Genomic DNA, 1,084 nt, shown 5'->3' on the forward strand with positions numbered 1-1,084 from the left:
CTAGTGTTTAATTGCGCAAATAATATTTAGTATTAGCTATACTGGGCACCATGCCTAGAAAAGCGATAGAAATAATACTGACGACCGAGCAAACACAGCAGCTCGAAAAAATAGTCCGCAGCCATAGCGCCGAGCGTCGACAGGTTGAGCGCGCACAGATCATTTTAGAATGCTCGACCGGAAAACAAAACCAAGAGATTGCGGAAAAATTGGACACCTCCGTCCTGCGAATTGGCAAATGGCGAAGGCGGTTTGCTGAAAAAGGACTGGCTGGGCTCGAAGATGAGTCGCGATCCGGCAAGCCTGAAACGTATGGAAAAGCCTTTAGGGATCGATTACTTACGAAATTAGAAGAAAAACCGCCGGAGGGCTTGGCTCGATGGGATTGTCCAACGTTGGCAGAAGCATTGAATGCCAGTCAGCATGCCGTTTGGCGGGCGTTGAAAAAAGAAGGCATTTATTTGCATCGCTCACGGAGTTGGTGTGTCAGTACCGATCCTGAATTTACCGAAAAGTCGGCCAATATCATAGGGCTTTACTTGAACCCGCCTTTGAATGCTTTGGTGATCAGTGTGGATGAAAAACCCAGCATTCAAATAATAGAGCGGGCCACGGGATTTGTTGAAACGCGAGATAAAACGATTGTTGCCGCCTGTAAAAGCACCTATAAAAGACATGGAACCTTGAATTTATTTGCCGCTTTGAATGTGGCCACCGGGCACGTCAAGGCTCAAACTACTTCGACTAAAACACGCGAGGACTTTCAGGATTTTATGGACTTGGTCATGGCGGATGTGCCCGAAGAGAAAGAAGTGCATGTCATATTGGACAACTATTGCACACACAAGAAAAACGACACCTGGCTAGAAAAATACCGGGGTCGAGTGACATTTTACTTTACGCCGACTTCGGCCAGTTGGTTAAATCAAATTGAAATTTGGTTTGGCATTTTGGCCCGCAAAACACTCAAGGGAGCCAGCTTTGCAAGCGCTGAGGAACTAAAACGTGCGATTGAGGCATTTATCATAAGACATAATCAAAATGCCCAACCTTTTAAATGGCGCCGAAGAGATGTCCGAGGTAG

The 1,084-nt window shown here is 46.3% G+C and carries 1 protein-coding gene; it reads left to right on the plus strand.

Features of this window, described 5'->3' with window-relative positions:
* Window positions 1–50: 50 nt before the first annotated feature.
* A partial coding sequence (locus tag NP596_RS14670) for an IS630 family transposase (RefSeq protein WP_256616135.1) occupies window positions 51–1,084 on the plus strand: 1,034 nt, incomplete at its 3' end.

This window comes from Methylomonas rivi, assembly GCF_024505165.1.
Classification (GTDB): domain Bacteria; phylum Pseudomonadota; class Gammaproteobacteria; order Methylococcales; family Methylomonadaceae; genus Methylomonas; species Methylomonas rivi.